The sequence below is a fragment of the Lactiplantibacillus sp. DA1 genome, from assembly GCF_032681335.1.
Taxonomy (GTDB): domain Bacteria; phylum Bacillota; class Bacilli; order Lactobacillales; family Lactobacillaceae; genus Lactiplantibacillus.
Genome location: NZ_JAWHTQ010000010.1, coordinates 16,354 through 40,056, shown reverse-complemented (window position 1 = coordinate 40,056; position 23,703 = coordinate 16,354). Strand labels below are relative to the sequence as shown.

The window sequence follows — 23,703 nt, the reverse complement described above, 5'->3', positions numbered from 1 at the left end:
GAAAGTGGAACCTTAGTCAGAAATTGGTTGACCATTAGTGGTTGCCATGAATGGAGAGTTTAATCGATATGAAGATGCAAGTTGCCGAAATTGCCAAGGCCGTTCAAGCGGTCAATGCTGAACAGGCGTGGCCCGATGTTAATGTAACGGGAGTGGCGTTTGATAGCCGGAAGCTCCAAGCAGGAGATCTATTCGTTCCGCTAATGGGCGCTAATGATGGCCATCAATATATTCAAAGTGCAATTGAGCACGGGGCCGTGGCCACCTTATGGGCCAGCGACCATGCTGATGACATTCCAGAGAATTTACCTGTCATTATGGTTGCCGATACACTGACAGCGTTACAGCAGTTGGGTCAATATTACTTACAAAAAATCAATCCGAAGGTCGTTGCTGTTACTGGTAGTAATGGTAAAACGACGACGAAGGATATGATTGCGAGTGTTTTGAGCACTCAGTTTAATGTGACAAAGACGCACGCCAACTTTAACAATCAGATTGGTGTACCAGTGACGTTACTTAGTATGGAACCTAATACAGAGGTAGTCGTTGTTGAAATGGGAATGGATCATTTTGGTGAACTAGACTTTCTTAGTCGTCTTGTCCAACCTGATGTTGCAGTCATTACCATGATTGGCGAAGCTCACATTGAGTTTTTTGGCACACGGGATCGAATTGCTGATGCTAAGATGGAAATCGTCCACGGCCTAAAGGAAGATGGGACGTTCATCTTTAATGGCGATGAACCGTTGTTACAAGAACGGGCTAAAGAAATTAGTCAGCAACAGCGAACCTTTGGGCTGGATACATCGAATACTTTAGCAGGCAGTGACATCACGACTAGCCGGGCTCAAACGCAATTTAAGACGAGTCTGTGGCCGGACAGCACATACACGATTCCAATGATGGGTGCGTACAATGTTAACAATGCATTGGCGGCCCTCTTGGTAGCTGATACTTTTCACATACGGCCAGCCGCTGCACAACAGGCAATCGCCAGTTTTGTGCCGACTGAGAACCGGACGGAATGGTTAACTGGGGACCGCGGTGAAGCCATCTTAAGTGATGTTTATAACTCTAATCCAACAGCGGCACGGCGGGTCTTAGCCGCTTTTGCGACGGTACCTACTAAGGGTCAGCGAATCGTTGTACTTGGTGATATGCTTGAATTAGGTAGTCAGTCGGATGCACTACACATGAGTTTAGCCAGTGAATTGGATCCAGCCACGATTGCAAGTGTCTATTTGAATGGCGAACATATGCGGGCGTTGGCAGAAGTCCTACAAGAAAAGTACCCAGCCGGTGCGGTCCACTACTATCCAACGGATCAACAACCCCAATTGATTGCCGACTTAACGGCGGCAGTTAGTGCGGATGATCAGGTCTTATTGAAGGGGAGTCACGGGATTCACTTGGAAAAGGTTCTGACGGCGCTAGAAGCTGATCCTGAAAAATAAAATTTAAATTGTTCGATTAAGCAAGGCCCCTCGCAATGACTGGGTAATGGTGACGCTAACATTAGGTTAGTCAGGTCACGTCATACCTACCATCACTAGGGGTCTTGCTTGCTTATTTAGAATAACCGGTGTATGATAATTCAGTTGTACCATTTGAAAGTCAGACCGTTGGCTTACATGACAGCGTCTTACGGGAAACGGATTTTTTCTTAGCTGTCAGTAATCCCATGGTGTCATCCTTAGGAGGAAACATATTTGAAGTTTACAGAACTAGGCTTATCCGATAGCCTACTTAAAGCAGTTAATCGGGCCGGCTACGAAGAAGCGACCCCGATTCAGGCCGAAACCATTCCGATGGTTCTAGAAGGCAAAGATGTGATTGGTCAAGCACAAACCGGTACTGGGAAGACCGCTGCGTTTGCATTACCAATCTTACAACGCTTGGATTTTAATAATCATAATATTCAAGCATTAGTTGTTTCACCAACGCGTGAATTAGCTATCCAAACTCAGGAAGAAATCTTCCGTTTGGGTAAAGACGAACGGGCCAAAGTCCAAGTCGTTTACGGTGGTGCTGATATTCGGCGCCAAATTAGAAATCTGAAACAAAATCCTCAAGTTATCGTGGGGACACCTGGTCGACTACTCGATCACATTCGTCGTGGCACGGTCAAATTAGACCACGTCCAGATGTTAGTTCTTGACGAAGCTGACGAAATGTTAAACATGGGTTTCTTAGAAGACATCGAATCAATTATTAAACAAGTGCCGGATGAACGCCAAACGATGTTGTTCTCCGCAACGATGCCACCCGAAATCAAACGAATTGGTGTGCAGTTCATGAAGGAACCGCATCATGTTAAAATTAAGTCTAAAGAAATGACTGCTGATACGGTTGATCAATATTACGTTAAGGCAAAAGAATTTGAAAAGTTCGATATTATGACACGTTTATTTGATGTTCAGGCACCTGAACTCACCATCGTGTTTGGTCGGACAAAGCGCCGAGTTGACGAATTATCTAAGGGCCTTGAAGCTCGTGGCTACAACGCTGCTGGAATTCATGGTGATTTGAGTCAACAACGGCGGACGCAAATCATGCGTCAATTCAAGGCTGGTAAGTTGGATATCTTAGTTGCGACTGACGTAGCTGCCCGGGGACTAGATGTTTCTGGTGTGACCCACGTGTACAACTATGATATTCCACAGGATCCTGACAGTTATGTTCACCGGATTGGCCGGACTGGCCGGGCCGGACATAAAGGGGTCTCATTGACCTTCGTCACACCAAACGAAATGGAATATTTGCGGGTCATCGAAAAGTTGACCAAGAAGCGGATGTTACCATTGAAGCCACCTACTGAATCTGAAGCTTTTGCTGGCCAGTTAGCTGCCGCAGAAGCGAACGTTGATTCGTTAGTTGCAAAGACCACTACTGAAAAGTATGCCGATCAGGCTGCTGAACTCTTAGAAAAGTACGACGCAACTGACTTGGTTGCGGCCTTGTTAAATGATTTAACTAAGGATGACTCGTCAGCCGTACCTGTTAAGATTACGCCAGAACGCCCATTACCTCGTCACAAGGGTGGCGGCGGTAATAACCGGCGTGGTGGTGGTTACCGTGGTGGTAATCGTAACCGTAATAATAGTCATGGTAATGGCCGTGGCGGTTATTCACACAATGGCCGTAGTCGTGACCGTGACCGCGATCGTAACGGTGGTCGTGGTGACCGTAAGAGCAATGGTTATAAGGGTCGCAGTCGCGATGATAACCGGAGCAGCAATCGTAACCATGATGAAGGTCGTAAGCAAAGCAGTAAGCGGAGCTACACGATTCGGACCAACGATTAAGGTTAACGCACAAATTAAGTTGAATTAAAGTAATTTTGCGTCAAAAGTCGAGCGTATGCTCGGCTTTTTTTATGGTCTACAATGCTAAACTATAAATAGCTGGCAGATGTTAGCAGTCATTATTGTTAAAACGTTCCAAATGCGTCAGCTCAAAGTAGCCAGCTTAGAATTGCTGAAAAAAGTTCTGACTAGCACCTAGTTAGTGCTTCCTACACTGACTTCCAGGCATTTCTGCCAATTGCCATAACGTGGTCCTACAATTGGCACCCAGCCCAGAGGTCGGCATAGGACGAACAAGTGCTTACGAACAACAAGCCAATAAAACTTGGGATGTTTTAACAATAATTCATGCTGACATGAAAAGATTGCGTGTATGGACCCTTTTATCGAGGTGGTAGCTGTGGTAAATTGGAAATATCAACCTAAGTTGGCATGATACTAATGAGATAGAGGGGGGAGCAGCGTGATTTATGGTACCGGCATTGATTTAACTGAACTGAGTCGGATTGAAGCGATTCTAGCAAAAGGGTTACGATTAGCTGAAAAGGTTTTAACACCGGCTGAGTTGGCAGTATTTTCACGTTACCCGGTTAAACGCCAGATCGAGTTTATGGCCGGGCGTTTTTCAGCCAAGGAAGCATATAGTAAGGCATATGGCACGGGAATTGGTGCGGCAGTTGGATTTCAAGATATTGAAATTCTGGATAACACCCAGGGTAAACCGGAAGTTACGCGCCACCCGTTTGATGGTTCTGCGTGGATTTCGATTTCACATACAGATACTTTAGTAATGACACAAGTTATATTGGAAAGAGGCAATTTGTGATGGTTGTAATTGGGGAGCATCGCCACACACAAGTCACAGTCGACTTGCAGGCAATTAAGACGAATATAAGTAATGAAATGGCCCAAAAGGATGAGCTAACCGAATTGTGGGCAGTTGTTAAGGCCAATGGCTATGGACACGGAATTATACAAGTTGCTCAGGCTGCTAAGGAAGCTGGCGCGACGGGTTTCTGTGTTGCAATCTTAGATGAAGCTTTAGCGTTACGCGCTGCTGGCTTTGCGGAACCTATCTTAGTGCTAGGAATCACAGAACCAGAGTACGTCCCACTGGTAGCTGAAAAGGATATCTCACTAGCCGTTGGGACTCAGGAGTGGTTAACCACGGCTGCGGGTATCTTAGCGGCTAACCAAGTGACAGTGCCGTTACATGTTCATCTTGCGTTAGATACTGGTATGGGGCGCATCGGATTTCAAACGCCTGAAGAATTGGCAACGGCGGTTGCAATTTTACGACAGCCACAGTCACCTTTTGACTTCGAAGGGATCTTTACGCACTTTGCAACTGCTGACCAAGCCGATGATACGTATTTCACCCACCAGTTGAACAATTGGAAAAGGTTAATTGCGGCTGTGGACGAGCTACCACGTTATGTCCACGTGTCGAATTCGGCCACTAGTCTATGGCATCAAGCTTGCAACGGTAACATGGTTCGCTTCGGAGTCGCGCTTTATGGCCTGAATCCTTCTGGCCGTGAGCTCAGTGCCCCGTATCCGTTGCAACCGGCCTTATCATTAACGGCGCGCCTGACATTTGTTAAACGTTTGGCTCGGGGTAAATCGGTCAGTTATGGTGCGACGTATACGGCTGCTCAAGATGAGTGGATCGGGACGGTTCCTATTGGCTACGCAGATGGCTATGAACGCCGGCTACAAGGATTCCACGTACTTGTTGACGGCGAGTTTTGTGAAATCGTAGGGCGGATTTGTATGGATCAACTGATGGTACGATTGCCACATGAAGTGTCGGTGGGCGCAAAGGTCACTTTGGTCGGTACGGACGGCAAACATATTATTACATTACAAGATGTTGCTGACTACTGTGGGACGATTCATTATGAGATTGCTTGCGGGTTAGCATCACGAGTTCCTAGAGTATATATCGATTAAGATGACCAAGTAGTTGAAGTTAATTAGGTTATAAACTAACAGTGTGTGCATATTGGACTGTTACTAATTTTGAAAGTTAAAAATGGGTGCTAGAAAAATGCTAGTACTCATTTTTATTTTGATGTTATTTGCTATTGATAATAGGATGGGGTTATCGGGTGATTCATTGTTGTCTTTGACATGAGTAGCCGTTGATGAATATAAGTTCATTTATTTTTAAGCTAGTCGGGATGGCCGGATGATATTTTTAGTTAACGCGCTAGAGGTATTAGTTTTATCAGTACTTAGCGATTAGTTCATTGGATTAAATTGGTAAACGGTTGCTAAAAGTGAATGGTTCATGCTATTATGAATAGCAAGATAGTTATACTGGGGTACTGTCAGTTACACAAGGTATCGAATAAAGGGAGATGAGGCGATGGCCGCAGCTGACATCAAGCGTGGTGACATCTTTTATGCAGATTTATCACCAGTCGTGGGTTCCGAACAGGGGGGGATGCGTCCCGTACTAATCGTGCAAAATAATGTCGGTAACCATTACAGTCCCACGGTAATTGTAGCTGCAATTACTGCCAAGGTTCAAAAAGCGAAGATGCCGACACATGTGAACATTAACGCTGCCCATACGGGGATTGAAAAAAATTCGGTTGTGTTGTTAGAACAGGTGCGAACGATTGATAAGCAACGACTTAAAGATCGCGTGACACATTTGGATGAGCAAACGATGCGCCGAGTTGATAATGCGTTACAAATTAGTATCGGATTAGCTGATCGAACACGACGACGGCCACAACGCACATTTCAATCATAGTCAATCAATGGGGATAAATTGTTTACATAATTGAGCTATTTCGGTGCGATGACCGAGGATGACTACCAAGAGACCACCAATTCAGTAATTTGAATTGATGGTCTTTTTTATGCGGGTTTCTTGATCAATGCATATTGATTGGTGTCACGTGATACTTGTTGTGAGACCAGTATGCATTATCATTGTCTTTCTATGAACGATTAGATAAACTAATTGAACCCATGATACAGGATAATATTGGTTGTCAGTGTTAGAAGTAGTCGAAAGGATGACACATGATGAGTGATCAGGCTAAATTTAATAAACGTCGTGCGGCCGGTCTTTTAGTCGCAATGGGTGTGGTTTACGGCGATATTGGTACTAGTCCCTTATACGTGATGAAAGCAATCGTCACTGGTCAAGGGGGCTTGCAAGCCATCGACGAACATTTTATGTTGGGGGCTGTTTCCTTAGTCTTTTGGACGATGACGTTGTTAACGACAATCAAGTACGTTCTTATTGCGTTGAATGCTGATAATCATGGCGAGGGTGGTATTTTTTCCCTCTTTGCATTAGTACGGCATCGTGCACGCTGGCTAGTCATTCCAGCCATGATTGGTGGCGCGGCGTTACTAGCAGATGGCGCATTGACGCCTGCAGTGACGGTGACAACAGCCATTGAAGGCTTGCGTGATGTCCCAGCCTATGTGCAACTATTCGGGACCAGTCAAAGAACCATTATTTTAATAACGCTTGGTATCATCACATTACTATTTATGTTACAGCGTTTTGGGACTAATACAATTGGTAAATTATTCGGCCCTATCATGTTAGGATGGTTTACGTTCCTAGGTATCAGTGGTCTCGTGAATTTATCGCAAGATTGGACAATATTACGCGCGCTGAATCCTTACTATGCCTGGCTGCTTTTGATCAGTCCAGCGAATAAAATGGGAATTTTGATTTTAGGAAGTGTCTTTCTAGCGACTACTGGTGCCGAGGCGTTATACAGTGATCTTGGCCACGTTGGTAAAACCAATATTCGCTTGAGCTGGCCGTATGTCAAGCTTTGTCTACTGCTCAGTTATTTTGGTCAGGCCGCCTGGATTCTGGGTCCCGGCCAGAAATTTCAAGGCGAGGTCAATCCATTCTTTGCCATGTTACCGGCTAACTTAACGATGGCGGCGGTTGTTTTTGCGACCTTAGCCGCAATTATTGCGTCACAATCGTTAATCAGTGGATCGTTTACGTTAGTTAGCGAGGCGATTCGACTCAAACTATTTCCAAGACTACTAACGACCTATCCAGGTAAAGCCGTTGGTCAAATGTATTTGCCGGTCATTAACTGGGGGTTGTGGGGCGTGACTAGTATTCTTGTCATCTTCTTTCAAACTAGTGAAAGGATGGAGGCCGCGTACGGATTAGCAATCACATTGACGATGCTCATGACGACGACGTTGATTTACGCGTTTATGCGACAAAAGCAGGTGCCCTTGTTGGGGGCTGGGTTGCTAACTGGATTTTTTGCAATGATCGAATTAATTTTCTTAATTGCCAGTGCAGCCAAGTTCTGGCACGGTGGTTACGTGGCAGTAGGGTTAGCATTAGTGATTTTTGCAGTAATGGCGGTGTGGTACCGCGGAGAACAAATTGTGAAACAACATAATCAGCCGCTTAGTCTGCGACAATATCAAGATCAACTAGCTAAATTACGCAATGATCAGACAGTTGATAAGTTTCAAACCAACGTTGTCTTCTTGACGAGCCGGATGAACGGGGATCAAGTCGAACGTAAAGTGTTGTATTCGATCCTAGACAAGTGGCCCAAGCGCGCAGATGTTTACTGGTTTGTTAACGTCACAATTACAGATGAGCCATACACTGCTGAATACACAGTTGATACGTTAGCGACAGATTACCTGGTAACCGTTAAACTATATTTGGGCTTCCGCGTCCGACAAGATATTAACCGTTATCTACGGACCATTGTGCGGGACTTGATGGCTACGGGCCGGTTAGCTTCACAACGGCAGACATATTCGGTCACACCTGGTCGGGACGTCGGCGACTTTCGCTTTGTCATCATCGAAGAAAAATTAGAAAATGGTAGTCAATTATCCCGACTGGATCGGTTAGTGATTGAGACGAAGCTGGCGATTAAAAAATATGCGACAACACCGGCCAAATGGTTTGGTTTAGAGTTCTCTGAGGTGACCGTTGAGACTGTGCCGATATTGTTTAATGGCATTCCGGCATTACCAATCACTGAAAAAAAGTACGTGGGTGCTGATTAGGTTGATTTTAAGGGGCAACCAGGGCGATGATTAGTTGGCATTAGCCATTTATTTTAATCTTTCGACTGAACGATAGTTGGGTGCTGAATTAATTTAGCAGGTTATAAATGCAAATTTACAAATGATTGTCAGGCTTGCAATAATTGCTTGAATTATGCATCAATTCTAATAATATTAAAATTAATGCTGACAAGTGTGAACTTAGAACTATGATCCAATTATTCATAGGTTGCACGGTAACGACTAAAAAATGCTTATCAAGACTATTGGCAGAGAAGCCAGTTCTTGATAAGCATTTTTATTGTGGTTGGAAGAGCGTACAACACGTTGCCGCTATAGTTCGCGGATGAAATTATGCTAAGCAGCGGTATGAGAAAATTCATGAACAATTAAGTTATTGACTCACGTTTACTGGCATAGTGGCTAGTAAGGTCCGAAGCGTGTCTAGGGCCGTAATTAATGGCTGTCCATGGTTCAATGCAGCGGTGGCAACCGGATTATCAGGGTGGTCATTGAGTGTGAAGCCGAGTGCCTTGGTCGTGGCGGGCCAATCGGCAATGTGAGTGATTGTTGTTACCAGAAGATGATTGGTTTGGCACAGGGCCTGAACTTCGGGTTGGTCAAAGGTCGCAGCATCGGTGATGATACCATCTGTAACTTGCCAATTGTTAAGGTGATAACTGTCAGCCATTGCCGCGTGCCAAGCGGTTGCGAACGTTGGACCAACTCCTAGCGTTTCGCCGGTTGATTTCATCTCCGGGCTTAAGATCACTGGCGCTGCTGGCAGTTTGTTGAAGGAGAAGACCGGGGCTTTGACGGCGACTTGTTGCGGGGCGGGCGTCAAAAGTCCGGGGCGCAAGTTGAGCGATGCTAAACTTTGACCAAGAATCAACTGGGTTGCTAGTTGCGCTAGTGGCAAGTGGGTAACCTTGCTCATATATGGAACTGTTCGACTGGCCCGTGGATTGACGTCAATCACGTAGATATCGTCGGTGACGACAAATTGAATATTCATCATGCCAATGCATTGTAAGTGCTGTGCTAATTTAGTGGCAATCGTGACAATCTTGTGTTGGATCGCTGGACTGAGCTGTTGCGGTGGATAGACGGTAATTGAATCACCCGAATGAACGCCAGCGCCTTCAATGTGCTCCATGATTCCCGGAATGAAACAAGTGGTGCCATCGGATAGCACATCCACTTCGCATTCAATGCCAGCTAGATACTGATCCATTAAGATTGGCGCACCGTGTCCCGCAGCGACGGCTGATTTGATGACTGGTATCAATTCTTGATCATTATGCACGATGGCCATCGCACGACCACCCAAGACAAAGCTAGGACGAACGAGTAGGGGATAACCAATGGCATGAGCAGCAGGTAACGCTGCACTTAAATTAGTGATGGTCGTACCAGTGGCCTGGTTGATACTCAACTGATGAAGACAGTCAGCAAAGGCGTGTCGATCTTCAGTTAGATTAGTGGCCGCTACGCTTGTTCCAAGAACCCGGATACCTAATGCGGTCAGCTGTTGAGCCAAGTTGATGGCCGTTTGTCCCCCAAATTGTACAATCACGCCAACTGGTTGCTCAAGTTCAATAATTGGCAGCAGGCGTTCAATTGTCAGTGGTTCGAAATAGAGTTTATCCGAGGTTGAAAAGTCCGTTGAAACTGTTTCAGGATTGTTATTGACAACGATAGCGTGGTAGCCAGCTTGCTGAATTGCTTTGACACAGTGAACTGTCGTGTAGTCGAATTCAATGCCTTGGCCAATTCGGATGGGACCTGATCCGAGTACCAGAATGCTGTGTCCTAGTGGCTGACTCTCGTTAGTTTGGCCAAAGGCGGTACTGTAAAAATAAGGTGTAACACTAGTAAATTCACCAGCACACGTGTCGACCATTTTGTAAACGAATGGTAAATCAGCTGTCATAGTAGCGATACTTGTTACCGAATATTGCGCGTAGTGGGCCATCGTTGCTAAGCTCAAACCATATTTTTTAGCCGTTAAAAGGTGCTTAATCGTAGGGGCTTGCTTGATATTACGAATTAGTTGGGTAATATGTTGTAGTTTACTCAAGAAAAATGGCGTGATTTGAGTTAATGTGGCTAACTTTGCTAATGGCCAGCCCGCTTGAAGTGCTGCTAATAGATAGAAGAGACGTTGATCCGTCGGGTGGATTAATTGATCTTCATATTCAGCGGTCGTGATGGGGTGGTCAGGTACTAAAGTTGCTTGGATGCTAGGACTGATTTCAAGGGACGCAATCGCTTTGAGCGTGGCTTCTTCGATTGTCGAACCAATCGCCATCACTTCGCCGGTCGCCTTCATCTGTGTTCCTAAATGGGCATCAGCAGTTGGAAACTTATCAAAAGCAAACCTGGGAATTTTGGCGACGACATAGTCTAAGGCGGGTTCAAAAGCAGCGTAGGTCGTTTGTGTCACGGGATTTTTGATTTCCGCTAGATTTAGACCAATCGCGATGTCGGCGGCAATTTTGGCAATCGGATAGCCAGTCGCTTTGGAGGCCAGTGCGGATGAACGGCTGACCCGCGGGTTCACTTCGATGACATAGTATTGCTGACTTTGTGGATCTTGAGCGAGCTGAACGTTACAGCCGCCTTTGATATCGAGCGCCTCGACAATGGTTAACGCCGCCGTCCGTAACTGTTGATATTCGGTGTCGGTCAAAGTCTGAACTGGTGCGTAAACGATGGAGTCACCGGTATGAACGCCGACCGGATCAAAATTCTCCATTGAGCAGACAACAATCTTAGTGCCCTGATTATCGCGCATGACTTCGAATTCAATTTCTTTGAAGCCTGCAATACTTTGTTCAATCAGGCATTCGGTGACGGGTGACATGGTTAGTCCGCGTTGTAACGTTTGGGTTAATTCGGCGGCATTATTGGCGATGCCGCCGCCAGTTCCTCCGAGCGTAAAGGCTGGACGAACAATGACTGGATAGCCGATCTTTTCAGCAAATATCAATGCATTAGCAATATCGTGAACGGTAGTGCTTGCCGGGATTGGCTGCTGAAGTTGATTCATAAGCGCCTTGAAGGCTGCCCGATCCTCAGCTTGATTAATGGTGGCGAGTGACGTGCCTAATAATTGAATTTTTAAATCACTAAGGACTCCAGCTTGATCTAGGGCCATTGCTAAGTTCAAGCCTGTCTGACCGCCGAGGGTTGGTAGCAAGGCATCGGGACGGGTCGCTTGCAAGATTTTGGTGACACTATTTAAAGTTAAGGGTTCTAAGTAGACTTCATCGGCGGTAGTCGTATCAGTCATAATGGTCGCTGGGTTCGAGTTGATCAAAATAACGTGATAGCCGGCTGCTTTAAGACTCAGACAGGCTTGGGTACCAGCGTAGTCGAATTCAGCGGCTTGCCCAATCTTAATTGGGCCGGAGCCAATGACAGCAATCGTATGAATCGTTGTATTTTTAGGCATTAATGACCGCCTCCTTTTGAATGGTTAGTAAGAAATTATCGAAAAATTGACCGGCTTCTTTGGGCCCTGGATGTGCTTCAGGATGGAACTGTACTGACATGACCGCTTGATGAGGTAGCCGCAGTCCTTCAATACTACTATCATTTAGTTCAGTATGGGTGACAATTAGTGGTGTAGCTTTGATTGAGGCTGGATCGACCGCGTAATCGTGATTTTGCGAAGTCATCATAATGCTACCGTCGACACAAGCCTGAACGGGATGATTCAGTCCGTGGTGACCAAATGGAAGCTGGTAAGTCCGAGCACCATACGCAAGTGCAATCAGTTGATGACCTAAGCAAATACCGGCAAGCGGATAACGATGTGCCAACTGGCGGATGGTTGCTAAGCAGTCCCCATAATCAGTAGGGTCACCAGGACCATTGGATAGCAGGATACCGTCAGGATGGTAGGCAGCAATGGCCTTGATGCTAGTTGTTGGTGGTAGAACAATAACATCAGCCCCACGTGCCTGCAATTCAGCACTGATTGCTGCTTTTTCACCAAAGTTGAGGATGGCGATACGGGGCTGCTTGGTAGCTGTAATGGCGGGAAGTGGCGTGGTTACTAAGTCCTGTGAAGTTAAAGTAGCGAGCTTGGACTTAAAGTTAGTGACGGGATGATTAGTTAAAATTGCCATCTGGGAGCCTGTTTCGCGGATATGAATCGTTAAGTCACGAGTATCAATCCCTTCGATGCCGGCAACGTGGTGTGTCGTTAGAAAATTGGCAAGTGACTGGCGGCTGGTGTAGTGGTCAGTGAAGCTGGCCAGTTCGTGAACAATAATGGCTTGAGCGCCAACCGTTGGGGCCTGTGAAACGGTCGGATCGATCCCATAATTACCGATTAGTGGATAGGTAAAAGCAATCATTTGGTTTAAATATGACGGATCAGTCAGCGTTTCCTGATACCCGCTCATTCCTGTATTAAAGACGATGCGTCCCGCGGTCTCTAGTTGGCGCTCTCCGATTGCCGCTCCGATCCACTGTGTGCCATCTGCTAATGTTAAGTACTTGTTCATCCCAATCGCACCCTTTCTGATGATTTGATTAAAAAATCGTTTTGCTAATGGAACAAGTAAACAGCAATTTTTGATGGATGTCAATTAAAAATACACAGTTAGTGTATAAAACGCTGAATAAAGCTATTTTTATTCAAAAATAAGAATAAAAATGAATATTTTACCAATAAAGCTTGCATTTTTAAAACGATGAGAATATAGTGTGAAACATGTTCGTTGCATGAATATGCGGTTAAGACACTATTTTTGAATATTTGAGGTGATTATATGCAAGTCGCACTAGTTGGCGTTACGGGCTACAGTGGCATGGTACTATACCAGCTTTTAAAACAACATCCACAAGTTGATGGTATTCACTTGTACGGACATGCAGATGCCCCTGCCGTTCCATTAAAGACGGTGGCGACCATGTACCAGAAGGAAACGGCAGTCATTCAACCGTTCGATGCGGCTGCCATTATGCACGATAATGCGATGGTCTTTTTCGCGACATCAGCTGGAATTACGTGCCAACTGGCCTTACCATTCATTGCTGCCCATTTTCCAGTCATTGATTTATCTGGTGACTTTCGTTTACGTGATCCGCAGCAGTATCAGCACTGGTATCAGCGTGCTCCGGCACCAGTTACCGCCCTAGCGCAGGCTAGTTACGGCTTGGCTGATATACCATCACCGTTGACGACTTACATTGCTAATCCTGGGTGTTATGCGACTGCTACATTATTAGGACTAGCCCCACTTGTGCAACAACAATTGATTGAGCCGACTTCGATTGTGGTCGATGCCAAGTCCGGGTTATCTGGTGCTGGCAAGCGTGCAACGGCCGCTAGTCATTATGTCGCTGTCAATGACAATGTGAGCTTATATAAATTGAATCAGCATCAACATATCCCTGAAATGGTGCAACAGTTGCAACAATGGTGGCCAGCCATTTCTGCGATTGAATTTACAACAACGTTGATTCCGGTAACGCGGGGGATCATGGCAACGATTTACGCCAAAGCAAAGCAACCACTGACGACAGCACAGATCCGGGATGCATTTATGACAACCTATCACGAGCAACCGTTTGTGCAAGTGCTACCGACGGGAATGCCGACGATCAAAGATGTCATCGGGTCTAACAACTGTGCGCTCGGGGTAAATTACAATCCAGTCACGAATACCATTGTGGTTGTGAGCGTGATTGATAACTTAATGAAGGGGGCCGCGGGACAGGCAATTCAGAATTTCAATCGCTATTTTGATTTTGCTGTTACGACCGGATTGCCAACGTTACCTGTATTTCCATGAATCGTGAATATGGTGTGATAAGAGAGGAAGTTATGTAGATGCAAGTTTTAACGAATACGAAATTTGAAACGGTCGCCTTTCAGTGGCCAGCGGGATTTTATAGTGATGGTATTCATATTGGTCTGCGCCGTCACAAGAAAGACTTTGGCTGGTTGTTTTCAAAGGTGCCTGCCAGTGCAGCTGGAACTTATACGACGAATCAGTTTCAAGCAGCGCCGACCAAGCTGACTAAACAAATGATCGACCAGAATCATCAATTGCAAGGTCTGTTATTGAATAGTGCAATCGCTAATTCTTGTACTGGTGAACAAGGGTGGCAGAATGCCCTACAGGAGCAAGCTTGGCTGGCTAATAAGTTAAACGTTACTCCTGATTTGATTGGTCTGGCTTCAACGGGATTGATTGGTACCCAGTTGCCGATGGACAAGATTGAAAATGGCCTGCCACAATTGACGCCGACCAAGAGCGATGCCGTGACCTACGCGGTGTTGACTACGGACCAACATCCGAAAACCGTCTGTGTGCAGTGTGAACTTAGTGGCCATTTGGTTACTTTGACGGGTTTTGCCAAGGGTTCTGGTATGATTCATCCCAAGATGGCAACGATGCTCGGTTTTGTAACAACCGATGCGCAAGTTGATGGGGACGTCCTACAAGCGATGCTAAGCACCAATGTTGATCAGACGTTTAATCAGATTACGGTCGATGGGGACACGTCTACTAATGATATGGTAGTCACGTTAGCGAATGGTTTGGCGGATAATCCTAGCTTACAAGCCGGTACCGCAGACTACGATATTTTTAATCAAGCATTGCACTATGTCTTAGGCCAACTTGCCAAGCAAATTGCGGCTGACGGTGAAGGTGCGACTAAGTTAGTTGAGTGCAATGTGACCCACGCAGCTACGACGGTTGATGGTCAACAAATTGCTAAGGCGATCGTTGGCTCAAACCTTGTCAAGGCAGCTATTTTTGGAGAAGACCCGAACTGGGGCCGTATTATTAGTACGATTGGTGCTACTGATGCGGACATCGACGTAGCAATGGTCGATATTGAAATGAACGGCATCCTACTCGTGCAGCAGAGCTTGGCTGTCGACTTTGATTTGGCGGCGGTGCAAGCAACCTTGCATGATCAGCAGATTATTATCGATGTCGATTTGCACCATGGAACGGCGAGTGGTCAGGCGTGGGGCTGTGATCTAACTTACAACTATGTCAAGATTAACGCGAGCTATCATACTTAGGCGGAGGTAGTGAAAATGACAAAATTAATTGTGATTAAAATTGGGGGCCAAGCGATCAGCCAGTTGAGCGCTGCTTTCTTTGAGTAGATCGCACAGTGGTATCAACAGCACTACCAGATTCTGATCGTACACGGTGGTGGGCCAATGATCAATCGGTTGATGACGCAGTGTGCCGTCCCCGTCCACAAGGTTAATGGTTTGCGGGTGACGGATGCGGCGACTTTGTCGTTAACTAAATTAGCACTGCTGGGCGATGCGCAACCGGCGTTACTCGCACAATTGACACAGCATCAATTACCAGTGTTAGGGCTCAACGCGGCGGATAACCAGTTATTGACTGGCGAGCTGATCGATTATCAACAACTGGGATATGTTGGCCGCCTCACTAGTGTCAATCGAGTGCAACTAATACAATTATTGGCGCAACATATCGGTGTTTTAGCCCCCTTAGCGTTAACGGCCACGGGACAGTGGCTCAATGTCAACGCGGATATGGCAGCAACCGTCCTGGCACAGCGGCTACATGCTGAGAAGTTAGTGTTGCTGACCGATGTTCCAGGTATTATGCATCATGGCAATGTGATGACGTCACTATCGCCGCAACAGGCCCAGCAACTGATTAGGACGGCCGTGATTACTGCGGGCATGCAGCCTAAAGTACAAGCTGCCATTGCGGCTATTCAGACGGGGGTCAAGCAGGCTGTGATTACAAATGCAATCGATCAACCAGGAACTGCAATTATTCAGGAGGTGGCCGTATGACCATGCAACACGTCTTTCCAACCTATCAACGTTTTCCATTTGCCATCACGGATGGTCAAGGGGTTCATTTGACTGATAACCATGGTAAGACCTACTTAGACTTTACGGCGGGTATTGGGGTGTGCAACTTTGGGTATCAACAATTCCAAATTCAAACCGCTGCCACCCAACAATTGACACACATTTGGCACACGTCAAATTTGTACGAAAATGAGTTACAAGATACCGTTGCGGGCCTGTTAGTAAACGGTGAGGACCGCCTCGTATACTTTGCCAATTCGGGAACTGAAGCCAATGAAGCAGCGTTGAAGCTAGCACGTAAGTACACGGGTAAGACTGGAATTTTAGCGTTTCAGCATTCATTTCACGGTCGGACCTATGGCGCCATGTCGATGACGGGCAATTCCCATATTCAGGCCGGTTATGCGCCATTAGTACCAGGCATTACGTTTGCAACTTATAACGATGACGCGGCCTTGGACAAAATTACGCCGGATTTGGCGGCCGTGATTTTAGAAGTGGTCCAAGGTGAAGGCGGCGTTTTTGCTGGTAAGCGAGCATGGTTGCAAGCTGTGAATGCCAAGTGTCAGGCGATGGGCGTTTTATTAATCATCGATGAAGTACAGACGGGAATCGGTCGGACTGGCTACCGGATGGCCTATGAGGGTTATGGACTGGATCCTGATATTTATACGGTCGCTAAAGGTCTGGCAAATGGACTGCCAGTGGGCGCTATGGTCGGTCGACGGCAATTAGCAACGGCTTTTGGTCCGGGTAGCCATGGCTCGACGTTCGCCGGTAATGCCGTTGCCATGGCTGCAGCGAAGAGTGTGTTGGCACAATTAACACCAGCTTTGTTAACGACTGTTCGGGCCCATGCCGAGCTTGTTTGGCAAGCCCTAACGACCCAGGTTGAGCCGTTACCAGTAGTTAAACGCGTCACGGGTAAGGGGCTGATGATTGGGATCCACTTAGATGAACGAGTTCCAGTTAATCAGGTCATCACCCAGTTGCAAGCAGAGGGCTTATTGACATTATCGGCCGGCGATAATACGTTGCGCTTGTTACCCCCAATTGTGATGCAACCAGCCGATCTATTAGCGGGTATTGCCCAGATTGCACAAGTGCTGACAGCTTTGACGACGGAGGTTACGACGAATGAATAATCAATTTGAAGGTCGGTCATTTTTAAAGGAGATTGACTTCACACCAGCTGAATTAACGTATTTAATTGACTTTGCTAGTCATTTGAAGACCCTTAAAGCACACCATATTCCACACCCGTATTTACAAGGGAAAAATATTGCGTTGTTATTTGAAAAGACGTCAACGCGGACGCGCTCCGCATTTACTGTGGCGGCCAATGATCTGGGCGCAAATCCAGAGTTTCTAGGTAAGGACGACATTCAATTTGGAACGAAGGAATCAGTTGTTGACACCGCGAAAGTGCTAGGGTCAATGTATGATGGTATTGAGTTTCGGGGATTTAAGCAAAGCACGGTGGAGGACTTGGCGACCTATAGCGGTGTTCCAGTCTGGAACGGATTGACCGATGAGTGGCACCCCACACAGATTTTAGCGGATTTTTTAACGTTGAAGGAACACTTTGGTCATTTGAAAGGACTGACACTGGCGTACGTTGGTGATGGTCGCAATAATATGGCCAATAGTTTACTTGTAGCGGGGGCGATGCTCGGAATCAATATGGCTATCGGGGCCCCGGCAGGGTTACAACCAGCACCAGCAGTTGTCGCTTTGGCCCAACAGTATGCGCAGGCAGCCGGGAGTACGGTCGTGATTACAGCTGATCCGCAACAAGCCGTTGCTCAAGCTGATGCGCTCTATACGGATGTCTGGGTCTCGATGGGCGAGCAGGTCGACTATGGTGAGCGGATCAAACAATTATTGCCGTTTCAAATCAACGATGCGCTGCTTGAAGCCACTGGCAAGTCATCGACGATTGTCATGCACTGTTTGCCAGCACTACACGATCTCAAGACACAACTAGGGGCCACATTGGGCCAGCAATACGGAATGACAGCGTTTGAAATTACGGATGATGTCTTCCAGAGTAAGCAGGCAGTCGTCTTTGAAGAGGCCGGCAACCGGATGCCAGCAATTAAGGCGGTAATGGCGGCTACATTAGGTAACTTATTTATTCCTACCAGCATTTTCAATTAGCAAGCTTGCGGGAACTACTAGAGCGTGCTACGATTATATTCGCTTTGTTTCAATCAATACGTGGTTCGTAACCATCCCACGTTAAAAAACTAGGAGGAATTAAGCGAATGACACAATCAAAAATTCGACCATGGATTATCAACGCCCTGGTCGCTGCAATGTATGTTGTATTATGCCTAGGCCCCGCAGCTTTTAGCTTGGCATCGGGTGCAATTCAATTCCGCGTTTCTGAAGGATTGAATCACTTAGCTGTGTTCAATCGTAAGTATATTTGGGGGATTGTTGCCGGCGTTATTTTGTTTGACGCCTTTGGCCCGGGAGCAAGTCTCCTCAACGTTCTCTTTGGTGGTGGTCAATCATTGCTAGCACTACTAGTATTGACGTGGTTGGCCCCCAAGTTGAAGACGGTTTGGCAGCGGATGTTACTGAATATCGCGCTATTCACCGTTTCGATGTTTATGATCGCATTGATGATTACCATGATGAGTAGCGGCGTCGCTTTTTGGCCGACGTATCTAACAACCGCTTTATCAGAGTTGATTATCATGAGTATCACCGCGCCAATTATGTACAGCTTGGATCGGGTCTTGCACTTTAGTGACCGGATTCAGTAGGGTGTGACTGAATTTAATATTAAGAACGACCGGCGTAGTATGTGAAGATGATTTTTTCGCATACTGCGCCGGTCTCTTATTTGTTCATTTAATGAAATGAAAGGTGGCCGATTTGATTTTTGGTTGATTATTTTGAAATAGTCAACGTGTTTTGGATTGTTAGTTGTTCGGCAGCAATGATCGTCCTAATTCGACCTCCGGGGCTGGGTGCAATTGCTGGAACGCAGCTGACACGAGCACGTTTCGTCAATATGGCATTAGGGCGTGAACGGCCAGTATTTGAGACGCGATTTTTCGACTCAAATCTGCGCTCACCACATTCCGGCGATTGACAGAGATGTCTGGAGGTCGGCGGTAGGATGCTTCAGACAGACATGTTTACGCTAATTCGAACTGTTTCCAGCGGTCTTAAGTTGGCCGCTTTTGATCTGAAAATTCATTTCATTAAAAAAGCCCCAAGTTAACCTCGGGGCAACTGTTATTATTCAGCTTGTAGATCTTCCACTTCAATAACTTTGAATTGTTTACGGTTTAAGTTGTCAATAATCCGTTTGAGCTTTTCACTGTCGACATTTTCTGGTAGGGTGAAGAGCGTCCGGTAACCCAGAGTACCGTTTTGAACGTCTAAAGTCAGACAGCCAGCGATTGAAGTATACTTCGTAATAATCTTAGCCATGGCTGCCAAGTCGCCACGTTCACCAACAGAAACAACTGTTAAAACATAGCTACCAACGTTAACGTTCCAAGATTGTGAGAGCATGTCAAGCAGACGTGTATGGGTGAGAATGCCATAGAAATAGCCGTGTTCATCGAGCACTGCGATATATGGCAAATCTTTGATGGAGAAGAAGATATTGTAGAAAGCAGAGTCGACTTGAATCGTCTTCGTGGCGTTTTTAAGCAAGGTCGTCACGGGAAGCGACATGTCGCCGCCTCGTGATTTATGCCGATAGATGTGCATTTTATAGATATTACCGCGGAAGATATGACCGGTTTCATCTAAGATTGGAATACAGCGGAAGCCAGAATCTTCCAAGACTTTCAAGGCGTCCTCTAAGGTCGCGTCCGCCGTAATGGTGACGAGGCGTTCTTTAGGCTTAACGAGTGTTTTTAATAGCATAGCAGTTGGTCCCCCAGATTTATTAGTTTGTTTTAATAAATAATACCATAAAACGGCCGCTTACACGTATCATTATGATGTTAAACGACGGCCAAATTGGATTAAAAAGCCGGTCTGAATGGTATCAGACCGGCTCACTTAAATTAAATTTAAATTAGAAAACAATGACTGGTGTGCCGACTGGGACGGCAGCAAAAACTTTTTTCATCATGGAAGGTGGTGTATTTACACAACCATGCGAGCCATGCTTCTTGTACCAAGTGCCACCATACTGGGGCTGCCATGACGAATCGTGAATGCCTTCGCCAGTGTCATCGAACGGCATCCAGTAAGAAACTGGTTGGGAATAACTTGAGCCGTCGTCATTATCACCTTTAAGGGTCGCGTTCTTTTCCTTATTCCAGATGTACCATACACCAGTCGTTGTGGCGTGCTTACCGGGTTTTCCGGTAACGATGTCCGTTGAAACTTTGAGCTTTCCATCGACGTAGACGTACATGTGTTGATTTTCTTTGTCAACTTCGACATAGGTGTTGCCAATGTCGGTACCTTTGTTGTTATATCCAGAGCCACTGGTGATTGGTGAGCGGGTAAAGTCTTTACCTTTCAAAATCTCAGTAGCGAGGGCCTTTGCTTCCGCTTCGGTCTTAATGGTCCAGCCATAAAAGCCGCCACTGACGGATACGGTTCCACGCGCCGTACTCTTGAACTGACGCGTCGTATGATAGGTATGATACTTATCATTCAATTGTTTTACGTAAGTTAGAACAGCGCTTTGGTCTAAACTAACTTTGCCTTGCTGATCGACTTTGATCCAACTGAGGATTAAATCATGGGGAATCGTGAACTTGTGGCCGTTGATGTTATAAGTAGCCGTTTCAGCGGCGTACTTAGCTGATTTGGCCTTAGCCGTTTTTAAGCTGGTACTCGTGCTTGTGACGGTTGGCGCGACATAAGCCGCTTTAAGGGCGATGTGACTGTCACCATTACTGATGGCTTTAGTCACAACGCGCTTGAGTTTGGCTTGATCCAGCTCAGTTCCCTGAACTTCCTTCTTAATTTCAACTTGGTCATGTCGATAAACTAACTTGGCATTTTCAGTTTTAGTGCGGTTAGTTTGATTAGCGGTTGTAGTGATCTTTTGTAGTAAATTTTTCAGATCAGTGTGATTGATTGTTAGCTGTCCAACTGCTGCACTATCATCAGCCTGAGCGGATTGTAACAGTGCGAGGGGCCAACGCCAATAGTTTTGCTTGGCTGCTAGCTTAGTTAGGTCGTTTTTAGTGTTGATCGTAATTCCGGCTGATTTACTGGTGAATGAATATTTTGTCTGACCACTTTCAATAATCCGATAAGTGCGATGTTCTAAAGCCCGGTTAACTTTCGGTGCGGCTTGAGCTGCAGTTTTGCCGCTGACATCAACGCCGGCAATGGAAGTGTTAGTGAGGAACGTTTGTTGATGTTGCCAGATTAAACTGGTGGCAACGTACCCGATGACTAGGAGACCGAGGAGACTGCCCCCAATCATTAGTCCACGTTTATGTTTCATAATTAAGTTGGTCCTCCATATATTTGTAATATTCTCACCTTATAACAGAAGTTACATGAGTGCAAACTTCAGGGCCGGTAATCGTGATAAGAAAGTTTTAAAAATAGCATTTAGATTAGGAAAGTGTAAGCATAATGGGCTGCTAGTTTATCCGCAGTCAAACACAAAAAACGCCCGTCTATTATAGGCGAGCGCTCATCATATATTTAATTTAGATAAAAGTTTATTTATTTTCTAATTCAGCTAATCCGTCATTAAGCACTTTTTTCAAAGTTGCGGCGGAAGCTTGCATCTTCTTGAGTTCGTCAGCCGAAAGCGGTGATTCGATGATTTGCTTCAAACCAGTGCCACCGATCACAGCCGGTGTCCCGATGTAAATGTCATTTAAGCCGTATTGGCCGTCCATGTAGGCCCCTACTGGTAAAACAGCATTTTCATCACGTAAAATGGCTTTGGAAATCCGCATTAAAGCAGTCCCGATACCGTAGAATGTGGCACCCTTCAAGTTGATGATGTCGTAAGCTTTGTTACGAACGCCATCTTCTAGTTTGGCTAAATCTTCGTCAGAAACGCCTTGTTCCTTAGCAACATCGCGAACTGGGCGTGTGCCGATGGTTGCAGTTGAGTAAGCAGCAAATTCAGAATCACCGTGTTCACCCATGATGTAAGCATCAACGGAGCGCGGATCAACATTGAATTGTTTGCCTAACGCAACGCGTAAGCGTGAAGAGTCTAGGGAAGTCCCTGAACCAATGACGCGATCCTTTGGGAAACCAGAGAATTTCCAAGTAGCGTAAGTTAAGATGTCAACTGGGTTAGCGGCAACTAAGAAGATGCCGTCAAAGCCGGAGTCAACCACTGGCTTAACAATGGATGATAGGATATTTAAATTCTTGTTAACTAAGTCTAAACGTGATTCACCGGGCTTTTGAGGCGCACCAGCTGTAATAACAACTAAGTCAGCGTCCTTACAATCTGAATATTCGCCTGAGTAAATCTTCTTGGGAGCGGTGAATGCTTGGGCGTCTTCAAGATCAAGGGCGTCACCCTTTGTCCGATCTTTAACAACATCGACAATTACAAATTCTTCAGCAATTCCTTGTTGTGCCATGGCAAAAGCGTAGCTAGAACCAACGGCGCCGTCGCCGACTAACACAACTTTTTGATGATTTGGCATGCTTGACAAAATAAGTCATCCTCTCGTAGTGAAAATTTAGTTTTACAAATGAAGTATACCATGTTTGTGCAAAATAAGTGCTAAATTGAACATGCTTTTAATATAATTATTAACAATGCGCTTAAAACTCTTTGACGGGCGTCGATAAGCCCTTTGTGGTATACTTACTGCACTTAATATACGCTAACTTTTAAACACGTGACTGGCACAGCCGTTGATCACCTGTGAGTAGCTCGGCAAGTTAGTCCGTCGCGCTACGCAAAGTTGCCGAATCGGGTCGATACCGGTTCGGCCTGTTTTGGTATGCAAAGTAATAGGAGAAGATAAGTTTATGAAAATGATTGTTGGATTGGGAAACATTGGGCGACAATACGCACAGACGCGGCACAACGTTGGTTTTATGATTGTTGATGAATTAGCTAACAACCTTAATACTACGTTTCAAACGAGTAAGTTTGAAGCGCAGGTTGCAACGGCCTTTCAGGATGGTGAGAAGGTCTTACTTGTTAAACCTTCCACTTATATGAATGATTCTGGACGGGCAGTGGGACCGCTGATGAGTTATTACAATGTTGATCCCACGAATTTACTCGTCATCCATGATGACTTGGACTTACCATTAGGCAAAGTGCGATTAAAGCAAAAGGGTTCAGCGGGTGGCCATAATGGCATTAAGAGCATTATTAATCATGTTGGCGATCAGCACTTCAAGCGGGTCAAAGTTGGGATTGACCATCCCCAGAAGATGAGTGTCGTGGATTATGTATTGGGTAAATTTACGCCGGCCGAAGTAACTGAATTCAATAATGCGAAGATAACAGCGTTGGCAGCGATTGAGGCTTGGTTAGCAAATGATGATTTTGCGGCAGTTATGAATCAATATAACTAGCCCGGGAGG

General features: G+C 45.9%; 17 protein-coding genes, 1 pseudogene and 1 riboswitch. Of the genes and pseudogenes, 13 read left to right on the top strand and 5 right to left on the bottom strand.

All coding sequences use genetic code 11. From position 1 onward, the window contains the following. The first annotated feature begins 68 nt into the window (after nucleotides 1-68). The 6 genes from murF (at nucleotide 69) to RXV91_RS14380 (ending at nucleotide 8,345) form a co-directional block, all read left to right on the top strand. On the top strand, nucleotides 69-1,457 hold the full coding sequence (murF, locus tag RXV91_RS14405) for a UDP-N-acetylmuramoyl-tripeptide--D-alanyl-D-alanine ligase (RefSeq protein WP_316440472.1): 1,389 nt from the start codon (nucleotides 69-71) through the stop codon (nucleotides 1,455-1,457). A 255-nt stretch (nucleotides 1,458-1,712) separates the two neighbouring features. Then, on the top strand, nucleotides 1,713-3,308 hold the full coding sequence (locus RXV91_RS14400) for a DEAD/DEAH box helicase (protein WP_316440421.1): 1,596 nt from the start codon (nucleotides 1,713-1,715) through the stop codon (nucleotides 3,306-3,308). 463 nt (nucleotides 3,309-3,771) lie between these two features. Continuing rightward, a complete protein-coding gene (acpS, locus tag RXV91_RS14395; RefSeq protein ID WP_316440420.1) occupies nucleotides 3,772-4,134 on the top strand; it encodes a holo-ACP synthase in 363 nt (120 codons plus the stop codon). Continuing rightward, nucleotides 4,134-5,261: an alanine racemase gene (gene alr, locus RXV91_RS14390; RefSeq protein ID WP_316440419.1), complete on the top strand. Its 1,128-nt coding sequence runs from the start codon at nucleotides 4,134-4,136 to the stop codon at nucleotides 5,259-5,261. Before acpS ends, alr begins: the two co-directional genes overlap by 1 nt. A 418-nt stretch (nucleotides 5,262-5,679) precedes the next feature. Then, nucleotides 5,680-6,072 carry a type II toxin-antitoxin system PemK/MazF family toxin gene (locus RXV91_RS14385; protein WP_021732332.1) on the top strand — a complete coding sequence of 131 codons (393 nt, stop codon included), beginning with the start codon at nucleotides 5,680-5,682 and terminating at the stop codon, nucleotides 6,070-6,072. A 278-nt stretch (nucleotides 6,073-6,350) separates the two neighbouring features. After that, the gene (locus RXV91_RS14380; protein WP_316440471.1) at nucleotides 6,351-8,345 is read left to right on the top strand and encodes a KUP/HAK/KT family potassium transporter; all 1,995 of its coding nucleotides are present in this window, start codon (nucleotides 6,351-6,353) and stop codon (nucleotides 8,343-8,345) included. Between the two features lie 394 nt (nucleotides 8,346-8,739). Here RXV91_RS14380 and carB read toward each other — a convergent pair whose 3' ends face one another. Further along, entirely contained in the window at nucleotides 8,740-11,802 is a 3,063-nt protein-coding gene (carB, locus tag RXV91_RS14375; protein ID WP_316440418.1) for a carbamoyl-phosphate synthase large subunit, read from the bottom strand. Continuing rightward, the gene (locus tag RXV91_RS14370; protein WP_316440417.1) at nucleotides 11,795-12,862 is read right to left on the bottom strand and encodes a carbamoyl phosphate synthase small subunit; all 1,068 of its coding nucleotides are present in this window, start codon (nucleotides 12,860-12,862) and stop codon (nucleotides 11,795-11,797) included. Before RXV91_RS14370 ends, carB begins: the two co-directional genes overlap by 8 nt. A 267-nt stretch (nucleotides 12,863-13,129) precedes the next feature. Between RXV91_RS14370 and argC the strand changes: the two genes are divergently transcribed. From argC to RXV91_RS14340, 6 genes and pseudogenes are all read left to right on the top strand, one after another. Beyond that, entirely contained in the window at nucleotides 13,130-14,155 is a 1,026-nt protein-coding gene (gene argC, locus RXV91_RS14365; protein WP_316440416.1) for an N-acetyl-gamma-glutamyl-phosphate reductase, read from the top strand. A 38-nt stretch (nucleotides 14,156-14,193) separates the two neighbouring features. Then, a complete protein-coding gene (argJ, locus tag RXV91_RS14360; protein WP_316440415.1) occupies nucleotides 14,194-15,402 on the top strand; it encodes a bifunctional glutamate N-acetyltransferase/amino-acid acetyltransferase ArgJ in 1,209 nt (402 codons plus the stop codon). A 15-nt stretch (nucleotides 15,403-15,417) separates the two neighbouring features. Beyond that, a pseudogene (argB, locus tag RXV91_RS14355) lies at nucleotides 15,418-16,164 on the top strand (acetylglutamate kinase). After that, nucleotides 16,161-17,330, top strand: coding sequence for an acetylornithine transaminase (locus tag RXV91_RS14350; RefSeq protein ID WP_316440414.1), 1,170 nt, complete (start codon nucleotides 16,161-16,163; stop codon nucleotides 17,328-17,330). Before argB ends, RXV91_RS14350 begins: the two are co-directional and overlap by 4 nt. Beyond that, on the top strand, nucleotides 17,323-18,345 hold the full coding sequence (gene argF / locus RXV91_RS14345) for an ornithine carbamoyltransferase (protein WP_316440413.1): 1,023 nt from the start codon (nucleotides 17,323-17,325) through the stop codon (nucleotides 18,343-18,345). Before RXV91_RS14350 ends, argF begins: the two co-directional genes overlap by 8 nt. Before the next feature lie 54 nt (nucleotides 18,346-18,399). Then, nucleotides 18,400-18,444, top strand: a riboswitch (PreQ1 riboswitch). Between the two features lie 8 nt (nucleotides 18,445-18,452). Then, nucleotides 18,453-18,959, top strand: a complete 507-nt coding sequence (locus RXV91_RS14340) for a QueT transporter family protein (RefSeq protein WP_003642074.1) — start codon at nucleotides 18,453-18,455, stop codon at nucleotides 18,957-18,959. 481 nt (nucleotides 18,960-19,440) lie between these two features. Here the strand turns inward: RXV91_RS14340 and cbpA are convergent, their stop codons facing one another. The 3 genes from cbpA to RXV91_RS14325 form a co-directional block, all read right to left on the bottom strand. Beyond that, a complete protein-coding gene (gene cbpA / locus RXV91_RS14335; protein WP_003643849.1) occupies nucleotides 19,441-20,079 on the bottom strand; it encodes a cyclic di-AMP binding protein CbpA in 639 nt (212 codons plus the stop codon). A 154-nt stretch (nucleotides 20,080-20,233) separates the two neighbouring features. Next, a complete protein-coding gene (locus RXV91_RS14330) occupies nucleotides 20,234-21,628 on the bottom strand; it encodes a L,D-transpeptidase family protein (protein ID WP_316440412.1) in 1,395 nt (464 codons plus the stop codon). Between the two features lie 223 nt (nucleotides 21,629-21,851). After that, nucleotides 21,852-22,814, bottom strand: coding sequence for an L-lactate dehydrogenase (locus RXV91_RS14325; RefSeq protein ID WP_131509336.1), 963 nt, complete (start codon nucleotides 22,812-22,814; stop codon nucleotides 21,852-21,854). Nucleotides 22,815-23,136: 322 nt separating this feature from the next. Between RXV91_RS14325 and pth the strand changes: the two genes are divergently transcribed. Beyond that, entirely contained in the window at nucleotides 23,137-23,694 is a 558-nt protein-coding gene (gene pth / locus RXV91_RS14320) for an aminoacyl-tRNA hydrolase (protein ID WP_316440411.1), read from the top strand. Nucleotides 23,695-23,703: the final 9 nt, after the last annotated feature.